The following is a 9,913-nucleotide window of genomic DNA, read 5'->3' on the forward strand; positions in this document are numbered from 1 at the left end:
CCGTCAGGCGCGGCTCCACTGTGTGCCCTGCCGGGTATCCTTGATGGTCACGCCCATCGCGGCCAGCTCGTCGCGGATGCGGTCAGCCTCGGCAAAGTTCTTCTCCTTTTTGGCCGCCGCGCGCTGCGCGATCAGCGCCTCGATCTTGTCAGCCTCGGGATCGGCCGCGTCCTCGCGCTTTTGCACCAGATTGAGCACGCCCGTCAGCTCCATGAACAGGCCGTGCGCCGCGCGCAGCCAAGCGCGGGTCGCGTCCTGATGCGCGCCCATATAGGCGTTGATCTCGCGCGTCAGCTCAAAGATAGCCGACAGCGCGTCGGCGGTGTTCAGGTCGTCATCCATCGCCTCGATGAACTTCTGCTTGTAGCGGCCAAGCTCCTCACACTTTGCCGCTTCCTCGACGGTCATCGTGTCACCCGCGGCCTTTTCCATGCGGAATTCCATATTGCTCCGCGCTTCGTACAGACGGGCGAGCGACGCCTTGCTCATCTCCAGCGAGTCGGCCGAGTAGTTGAGCGGTGTGCGGTAATGCGCAGACAGCATGAACATGCGGATGGTCTCATAGCCGAACTCCTTCGCCGCGTCGCGCACCATGAAAAAGTTGCCCTTGGATTTGGACATCTTCTCGTTGTCGATGGTCAAAAAGCCATTGTGCAGCCAGTAGTTGGCAAACGTGCAGCCGTTGGCGCATTCGGACTGGGCGATCTCATTCTCATGGTGTGGGAAGGTCAGATCCAAGCCGCCCGAGTGGATGTCGATCGTCGGCCCGAGGTACTTGTTGACCATGGCCGAGCATTCGATATGCCAGCCGGGACGGCCCTTCGAGCCCCACGGCGTATCCCACGCAGGCTCACCGGGCTTGGCGGCCTTCCAGACCGCAAAGTCCATCGGGTCCTCCTTCACCTCGCCCACCGATATGCGCGCGCCGGCCTGCAGCTCCTCCATCGGCTGATGGCACAGCTTGCCGTAATCCGCAAACGAGCGGGTGCGGAAGTACACATCCCCGTTTTCGGCCAGATAGGCGTGGCCATTGTCGAGCAAGCGCTGCACGATGTCGATGATCGCGTCCATCGTTTCGGTCGCGCGGGGGTGAACGGTTGCCCGGCCAATGCCGAGGCCGTCCGCGTCCACATAATACTCCTTGATATAGCGGTCGGCGATGACGTTGAAGTCCACGCCCTCGTCGTTGGCCTTGCCGATGACCTTATCGTCGATATCGGTAAAGTTCTGCACGAACGTTACCTTGTAGCCGCGGTATTCAAAATAGCGGCGCAGCACATCGAACACGATGAACGGACGCGCGTTGCCGACGTGGAAATAGTTGTATACCGTCGGCCCGCATGAGTACATCTTCACTTCGCCCGGGGTGAGCGGGATAAATTCGTCCTTCTGACGGGTCAAGGTATTGTATAGCTTCATAACTGCTCCCTTTCTATGGCTTGATTTGCGGTTTTATCATTGGATGCGGCGGTTCTTGCCCGCTCCATCCCACGCTTTCTCAATCAAAACGCCCCCCAAGGGTTGTTTTTCCCCGGGAGGCGTAGATTACGCGGTTCCACTCCGATTTATCGCTCGTGCCGCTGTAACGGGCGCGTCCCGCGGGGCGTTTGACCCCGATACTCAGCGGACGCACTTTGGCCGCGCCGCGCGCAAAGCCCTTTCAGCCAATGGGGCCTCTCTCTTATCCGCGCCGGCTTGCGGTTACTCTTTCCGCTTCATCGCATACCTGCCATTCTACTATTGTATCCAGTATACCACAGCGCGCGGAAAAGTCAAGCAACGGGCGCGCCTTTTGCCGCCGCGGCGTACTTTTCCACCAGCGTCTGCGCCATCTGCAGCGCGGTTTCGTTCTTGTTCAGCCGCAGCGACAGATAGGGTGTTGCGCCCGCATTAAGCAGCAGCCGCCCGCGGAAAGCCTCCTCTCCGCACAACATGGACAGCCGCGCAAAGTCGGTGTCCGCAAAGGTCAGCAGCAGCCGGCCGTCTGCCTGCTTGATCTCGCTGATGCCCTGCTCGCTCGCCCGGCTGCGCAGCAGCGCAATATCCAGCAGGGCGAGCGCGGCCTGCGGCGGCTCGCCGAAGCGGTCGATCAGCTCGTCGAGCATGTCGCTTCGCTGCCCATCCGTGCGGATGAGCGCGATGCGGCGGTACAGATCGACGCGCTGCCCCGTATCCGGCACATAGTCGGACGGCAGGTTGGCCGATACCAGCAGCTCGGCCGCGCAATCGACGCGCGGACGCGGCGTTTCGCCCTTTTCCTCCTGCACGGCCTCCTCGAGCAGCTTGAGATACAGGTCATAGCCCACGCTCATCATATGGCCTGACTGCTCCGGCCCGAGCACGTTGCCCGCGCCGCGTATCTCAAGGTCGCGCATGGCGATCTTAAAGCCCGAGCCAAACGCCGCGTACTCGCGGATGGCCGACAGGCGCTTTTGCGCGATCTCCGACAGCGCCTTGCCCCGCCGGTAGCACAGATAGGCGTAAGCATGGCGCGACGAGCGACCGACGCGGCCGCGTATCTGGTGCAGCTGGGCAAGCCCCATGTTGTCCGCATGCTCGATGATGAGCGTGTTGGCGTTCGGGATGTCGATGCCGGTCTCGATGATGGTCGTGCACACCAGAATATCGGTTTCGCCGTCGGCCATGGCGTTCATCGCCGCGGCGATCTCCTTTTGCGTCATTTTGCCGTGGACAACGCCAATGTGCGCATCGGGCAGCCGCTGCTGCCACAGGGCGGCGCAGCGTGCGATGCTCTCCACGCGGTTGTGTAGGTAATACACCTGCCCGCCGCGCGCAAGCTCGCGGCGAATTGCGTCGAGCAGCACGCCGTCGTTCTGCTCGAGCACAAAGGTCTGCACCGGATGGCGGTCGAGCGGCGGCTCCTCGATGGATGACATATCGCGGATGCCGGACAGCGCCATGTTGAGCGTGCGCGGGATCGGGGTGGCCGACAGCGTCAGCACGTCCACCGTTTTGGAAAGCTCCTTGAGCGTCTCCTTATGGGACACGCCAAAGCGCTGCTCCTCGTCCACCACAAGCAGGCCGAGATCCTTGAATTTGATCTTCTTATTGAACAGCTTGTGCGTGCCGATCACCAGATCGATCGAGCCGGCCTCGAGCTTTTTCAGAATCGCTGTCTGCTCCGACCCGGTCTTATAGCGCGTGAGCAGCTCGATGGTCAGCGGATGCCCCTGAAAGCGCTGCAACGCGGTCAGGTAGTGCTGGCGTGCCAGCACGGTCGTCGGCACGAGGATGGCCGCCTGCTTGCCCGCGAGCACGCACTTCATCACGGCGCGCAGCGCGACCTCGGTTTTGCCAAAGCCGACGTCGCCGCACAGCAGGCGGTCCATCGGCCGGTCGGACTCCATATCCGCCTTGATCTCAGCGATGCAGCGCAGCTGATCCTCGGTCTCCTCATAGGGGAAAGCATCCTCAAACTCGCGCTGCCATTCATCATCCGCCGGAAAGGCATAGCCCTTGACCTTGGCGCGCTCGGCATACAGCCGAATCAGTCCCTCGGCCAGCTCCTTGGCCGCGGCCTTGGCGCGCGTTTTGGCGCGCGACCAGTCGGTACCGCCGAGCTTGTTCAGGCGCACCTTGTCCGGCTCGCCGCCGCCAATATATTTGGAAATCAGGTCGAGCGAGGTCGCGGGCACATACAGGAAATCCGTGCCCGCAAACGCGATCTTGACAAAATCGCGCGCCGCACCGTCCACCGTCATGCGCTCCATGCCGATGAACCGGCCGATGCCGTGGTGCTCATGCACAACGAGGTCGCCCGGGGTCAAATCGGTGTAGGACTTGACGCGATCGCGGCTCGAACGCTTGACCTGCGTTTTTCTGCGCCGCGCGAGTACCTGCCCCTCGGTCATCACGACCAAGCCGAGGTCGGGATACTCAAAGCCTGCCGAGAGCATACCCTCCAGCACCGTCACACAGCCGCCCTTGGGCAGCCGGTCGCCGATCGTGGCCTTCAGTCCAGCGTCGGTCAGCGCGTCGAGCATATTCCGGCAGCGCAGCTCGCTTCCGCACACGACGGCCACCGCGCGCCCCTGCTGGGTATAGGCGCGGATATCGGCGGCAGCCATATCTAAGTTGCCGCCGTAGGCGTTCATCTGGTTAGCGACGAAATTTTCCAGATGCGCGGGCGCAAGCTCGGGTATCTGGTTCAAAAAGCTGTCCAGCCGCACGATTGGCCGCCCGCATGCGCACAGGCCGGCAAAATCCAGTGCGTACTCATCCAGTCCGGGCGGCAGCTCACCCCGCTCGAGCAGCGCGGTCACGTCGTCCGCAATGCGGGCGGCAAAATCGCGCGCCGCGTCACGCAGGCGCGGTGTATCCTCGATCAGCAGCAGCGCGTTTTCGGGCAGATAATCCAGCGCGGTGGTCAGCGCGGGATAGATGAGCGGCAGGTATTTATCCGCTGCGGGCAGGCCGCCAGTCTCGCGCAGACGTTCGGCATCCCGTGCGATATTGGCCGCAAGATCGGCGTGCTTTTTGCGGCGGGTCTGAAGCGTTGCCTCGACCGCCGCGGCCAACCCCTCCGCGCCCTGCGCAGCCAGATGAGGCAGAGCCTCCATACAGGGCAGGCAGCGCAGCGTCTGCACGGACTCCAGCCGCCGCTGGCTGCCCACGTCAAAGGTCGAGAGTGAATCGATCTCATCGTCCCAAAACTCCACGCGGTACGGATGCGCGGCCTGGGGCGGGTATACGTCCAGAATACCGCCGCGCACAGAAAACTGTCCCGCGCCCTCGACCTGCGCGCACCGCTCATAGCCCGCGCACAGCAGCTTTTGCGTCAATTCATCCAGCGGCGCGGACTCACCCACCGCCAGCGTCACGGCCGCGCGCCGCAGCGCGTCGGGCGGCAGAGTGCGCTGCAGCGCCGCCTGCACCGAAGCCACGACGAACGGCGCCTTTGCCAGCTCATCCAGCACGGCAAGGCGCTTTTGCTCGTAACCACGCGACACGCCCACCACATCGGCCATGACCAGCTCGCGGGCGGGCAGCTGCAGCACCGGCTTTTCGGAAAAGCCGTGCAGATCGGCCGCAAAGCGGACAGCCGCCGCGTCGTCGTCGGTCAGCACGCAGACCGTGCGCCCCAGCTCCATGCCGAGCGCGGCGGCCAGATGCGCCTTGTGAATAGCCGACAGGCCGACCCCCAGCACGGGCGTTTTACCAGCGAGCAGTGCAGCCTTTAACTCTTTGTATTCTTTTAGGTATGTTATACTTTTCGTTATCTCAGTCATCCCTGTGCTCCGTTCCGTGTGGAAAACGCTGATAAGGGCAGATTTTGCAATCTGCCCACGAGTGTTCGCGCCCGCGGGCACACCCCGTCGCGGCCGGGGTGACGCTGCGGCAGGTATTGCAGCCCCGAGGCAGGGGTTCGTCGCTCTTCCAGACCATCCCCCACGCGCTGCGCCCCCCTCCCTTGCACCAACCCGCCCAAACGCACCAATAAGGGCAGATTTTGCAATCTGCCCTTATTCTATGCGTAAAGGTGTTAGCTGATGCTGTGCTTAAAATTCGTCATGGACATGGTCATGATCGTGGTGGCACGCTGCGCAATCCATATCGCAGCCGAGGATCTCGGTGGGATCCTTGCCCATGCGCTTGTAATAATCCGCGATGGCGCTGCGTAGCGCCTCCTCGGCCAGCACCGAACAGTGCATCTTGACCGGCGGCAGGCCGTCCAGCGCCTCGGCCACGGCCTTGTTGGTCAGCTTGAGCGCCTCCTCCAGCGTCTTGCCCTTGACCATCTCGGTCGCCATCGAGCTGGTGGCGATCGCCGCGCCGCAGCCAAAGGTCTTGAACTTAACGTCCTCGATCACGCCGTCGTCCGACACCTTGAGGTAAATTTTCATGATGTCGCCGCACTTGGCGTTGCCCACCTCACCGACGCCGTTTGCATCCTCGATCTCACCCACGTTGCGCGGATTGCTGAAGTGGTCGAACACTTTATCTGTGTATTGCATAGAAATAAGCTCCTTTTATCATTCAATCAGTTGTATCCTAACACGAGCCGCCCGCGTCTTAGTGCGCGTGCAGGTTGCTCGCCGCCGTCAGGTTGGGCTTGCCGTTCTCCCATACCGGGCTGAGCGCGCGCAGGCCGGCTACGACCTTAGTGACCGCTTCGATGATATAATCGACATCCTCCTCGGTGTTCTGCTCGCCCAGCGTCAGGCGGAGCGAGCCGTGCGCGATCTCATGCGGCAGGCCGATCGCCATCAGTACATGGCTGGGGTCAAGCGAGCCGGTCGAGCAGGCCGAGCCGGTCGAGCCGCAGACGCCCTCGCTGTCCAGCCGGAGGAGCAGACCCTCGCCCTCGATCGCCTCGAACACGAACGAGGCCGTGCCGGGCAGGCGGTTTACCGGGTCGCCGGTATAGTGTGTGTACGGGATCTTCATGATGCCCTCGACCAGACGGTCGTTGAGCTTTTTAACATAGGCCATCTTCTCATCCAGCCCCTCGACGGCTTCCTTGAGCGCCGCTGCAAGGCCGATGCACCCGGCGGTGTTCTCCGTGCCCGAAATCAGGCCGCGCTCCTGTCCGCCGCCGTAAATCAGCGGCGCGAGTGCAACGCCCTTTTTGACATACAGCACACCCACGCCGCGCGGGCCGCGGAACTTGTGCGCGGAGAGCGAGAGCATGTCGATCCCCATAGCCTGCACGTCGATGTGCATATGGCCGACCGCCTGCACCGCGTCGGTGTGGAACACCGCGCCGGCCGCGTGCGCGAGCGCCGCGATCTCCGCGATCGGCTGGATGGTGCCGATTTCATTGTTCGCCGCCATGATGGTGACGAGCGCGGTGTCCTCGCTCAGCTCGTTTTTCAGCTGCTCCAGATCGACATGGCCTTGCTTGTCCACATCGAGATAGGTAACGCGAAAGCCCTCCTTTTCCAGCGCTTCGCAGGTGTACAGCACGGCGTGGTGCTCGATTTTAGAGGTGATGATGTGCTTGCGGCCCTTTGCGCCCGGGCCGTGCATAAAGCCGCGGATGGCCAGATTGTCTGCCTGCGAGCCGCCGCCGGTGAACACGATCTCGCCCGGCTTATAGTCGTTTGCAACGTTGACCGGCTCGGCTGCGTTCAGGCATTTGCCAACGGTCTCGCGCGCCTCGTTGAGCGCCTCCTTGGCCTGCCGGCCGATGCGGTAAAGCGAGGACGGATTGCCGTAAAACTCGGTCAGCCACGGCTTCATGGCTTCAAAAGCGGTGTCGGACAGCGGCGTGGTCGCCGCGTTGTCCGCATAAACAAATCGTTTCATTTTATATCTGCCTTTCTTGCCAAAAGGATTCCCTATTTTTTACCCGCCGATACCCTGTAAACCAGTAGGTTCAACGGTACTATTAATATACACCCGCAGCGCGCAGTTTAGCAAGCGAAATACGCACCAAAAGCGCGGGCGCGCAATGGGTGCATTTGCATCATTTTGTGAATTTTGCGCAGTTTCACCCCTTGTTATGCGGATCGACCCGTTTTTTCAGCCGCTGAAGCACATCGTCATACCGGGCGGAATGCGCCGTCGGGTTGCCGCGCAGCATACTTTTGCGCGTGCGCTTGAGGGCGGCGACCTGCTCGTCGAAGCGGCGCTGCACCTCGTCTATGCACGCCAATATCTGCTCCTTGGCCCCGGCCAGCTGCTCACGGGTATCGTCCACACGCTCTGTCCACTCGCCGCGCGCCTCGTCCACACGGTAGGACAGACGGGTCAGCTTGACCAGCGCGGTCTCAGACAACTGCCTGCGCAGCACCACGCCCTGCTCGCGCAGCCTGTCCAGCTCCTCGAGCAGCTTTGCCAGATCGAGCGCGGCACGCACGGATACGACCACATCCGACACGAACGCCGCCGAGAGCAGCACATCCAGCACGAGCAGCAGCACAAACGGCAGGCCGACGACCAGCGCCTCCACCGGCGGATGGATGACCCACGTCAGCAGCAGACCCATTACGCCCCAGCAAACCGACGATTGCAGGCAGATATAGCCGCGAAACTGAAAGCGGTGCTCAGAATAATCCCAATATTTTATCTTGAACAGTCGCTCCATCACCACGCCGACGATGTATTCAAACACGGTTGCAGCCACCATGCTGGCAAAAAACAGCCAGACCGGGTGCGCGTGCAGCGGCAGCGCGATATGCAGCAGCAAAGTCGCGCCAAAGCCGTAGATCGGCAGCATCGGCCCACGCAGAAAACCCCGGTTGACAAACCGGCGCTGCTGCACCGACACGACGGCCGATTCAAAGCACCAGCCCAAAAAGCAATACAGATAAAACACCAGCAGCCACTCGGCCGCGGAATAGGAGTACAATGCGCCCCTCTCCTTTCTGTCTCTGTCCGGCAATGCTATGCCTCATTTATATTAGCGAATTTTTTGACTTTTGGCAAGGGTGTGGCTATAATATAGCTATCCCATTTCTATGAATCAAACAGGAGGCTGGTTACATATGCTGAACTTTACACTCCACACGACGACCGAGGTCGTCTTTGGCCGGGATATCGAAAAGGATATCGGCCCCAAGCTGCGCGCACTCGGCGCGTCCCGGGTGCTCGTGCACTTTGGTGGCGGCAGCGTCCGGCGCAGCGGCCTGCTGGACAAGGTCGAGCAGAGCCTGACCGGCGCAGGACTGACCTATGTCGAGCTGGGCGGCGTGTCGCCCAATCCCAAGCTGTCGCTCGTGCGCGAGGGCATTGCGCTTGCAAAGCGCGAAAATGTGGACTTCATCCTTGCCGTCGGCGGCGGCTCGGTGCTGGACTCGGCCAAGGGCATCGGCATGGGGCTTGGCACCGGCCGCGACCCGTGGGAATTCGCCGCAACGGGCACCGCGCCCGAGGCCACGATGCCCGTCGGCACGGTGCTGACGCTGTCGGCCTCGGGCTCAGAGACCAGCAACTCCTGCGTGCTGACCAACGAAGAGACTCACCAGAAGTGCGGCATTACCAGCCAGACCAACCGCCCGCGTATCAGCTTTCTCAACCCGGAGAACACCTTTTCCGTTTCGCCTTTCCAGACCGGCTGCGGCATTGTGGATATCATGATGCACACGCTTGAGCGCTACCTGACCGACGGCGGCGAGAGCGACATCACCGACCGCATCGCTGAGGGCGTGCTGATCGCCACGCGCGACGCGGGACGCCGTGCCCTTGCCGACCCGTGCGACTACGAGGCGCGTGCCACGCTGATGTGGGCGGGCAGCATATCGCATAACGATTACACCGGCGCGGGACGCCTGCGCCTTTTCCCTGTGCATAAGCTCGAGCATGAGCTTTCGGCCTTCCGGGACGAGATCGCCCACGGCGCGGGGCTGTCCGTACTGTTCCCGGCATGGGCGCAGTATGTGATGGAGCACGATATCCCGCGCTTTGCCCAGCTTGCCCACCGCGTTTTCGGCGTGGAGATGGACTTTGCAAACCCCGCGCGCACCGCGCACGAGGGCATACTGACCATGAAGCGCTTTTTCGCGGAGATCGGTATGCCTGTACACATGGCCGAGCTTGGCATCTGCCCAGCGGATTACGACACGCTGGCGGCGAACACCGTGCGCACGGTCGGCGGCCCGGTAAAGAGCTATATGCCGCTCGACGAGACGGCCATCAAGGCCATCTACCGGCTGGCGGAGTAACATGCAGAAGCGGGCGCGCGGGGGTGCTCACCGTCCCCACGCGCCTGTGTGCTGTCTTGCCATAGCGCCCGGCAAGCGCATCGGCGATTTCTTATTTTTATATTATTCCCCTCTTGACAAAGCGGGGCGCGCGCGCTATACTATATAAGCTATCCATATTCCTCAATAGCTCAGTCGGTAGAGCATGCGGCTGTTAACCGCAGGGTCGTTGGTTCGAGTCCAACTTGAGGAGCCACACAGGGGTATAGCTCAGCTGGTAGAGCAGCGGTCTCCAAAACCGCGTGCCG

The 9,913-nt window shown here is 61.9% G+C and carries 6 protein-coding genes and 1 tRNA gene; 2 read left to right on the plus strand and 5 right to left on the minus strand.

Annotated elements, in window-relative coordinates; all coding sequences use genetic code 11:
- Positions 1–3 precede the first annotated feature (3 nt).
- From cysS to MR935_RS03485, 5 genes are all read right to left on the minus strand, one after another.
- The gene (gene cysS, locus MR935_RS03465; RefSeq protein ID WP_290571085.1) at positions 4–1,419 is read right to left on the minus strand and encodes a cysteine--tRNA ligase; all 1,416 of its coding nucleotides are present in this window, start codon (positions 1,417–1,419) and stop codon (positions 4–6) included.
- Positions 1,420–1,772: 353 nt separating this feature from the next.
- Positions 1,773–5,249, minus strand: coding sequence for a transcription-repair coupling factor (gene mfd / locus MR935_RS03470; protein ID WP_290571086.1), 3,477 nt, complete (start codon positions 5,247–5,249; stop codon positions 1,773–1,775).
- Positions 5,250–5,519: 270 nt separating this feature from the next.
- On the minus strand, positions 5,520–5,975 hold the full coding sequence (gene nifU / locus MR935_RS03475; protein ID WP_290571088.1) for a Fe-S cluster assembly scaffold protein NifU: 456 nt from the start codon (positions 5,973–5,975) through the stop codon (positions 5,520–5,522).
- A 58-nt stretch (positions 5,976–6,033) separates the two neighbouring features.
- The gene (locus MR935_RS03480; RefSeq protein WP_290571090.1) at positions 6,034–7,269 is read right to left on the minus strand and encodes a cysteine desulfurase family protein; all 1,236 of its coding nucleotides are present in this window, start codon (positions 7,267–7,269) and stop codon (positions 6,034–6,036) included.
- 184 nt (positions 7,270–7,453) lie between these two features.
- Positions 7,454–8,314, minus strand: coding sequence for a putative ABC transporter permease (locus MR935_RS03485; RefSeq protein WP_290571092.1), 861 nt, complete (start codon positions 8,312–8,314; stop codon positions 7,454–7,456).
- Positions 8,315–8,450: 136 nt separating this feature from the next.
- On the opposite strand from MR935_RS03485, the gene MR935_RS03490 reads away from it, so the two are divergent.
- Positions 8,451–9,626 carry an iron-containing alcohol dehydrogenase gene (locus MR935_RS03490; protein ID WP_290571093.1) on the plus strand — a complete coding sequence of 392 codons (1,176 nt, stop codon included), beginning with the start codon at positions 8,451–8,453 and terminating at the stop codon, positions 9,624–9,626.
- Between the two features lie 159 nt (positions 9,627–9,785).
- Positions 9,786–9,861, plus strand: a tRNA-Asn gene (locus MR935_RS03495).
- Positions 9,862–9,913 lie beyond the last annotated feature (52 nt).

Origin of the sequence: Agathobaculum sp., assembly GCF_022775115.1 — a bacterium.
Lineage (GTDB): Bacteria > Bacillota > Clostridia > Oscillospirales > Butyricicoccaceae > Agathobaculum.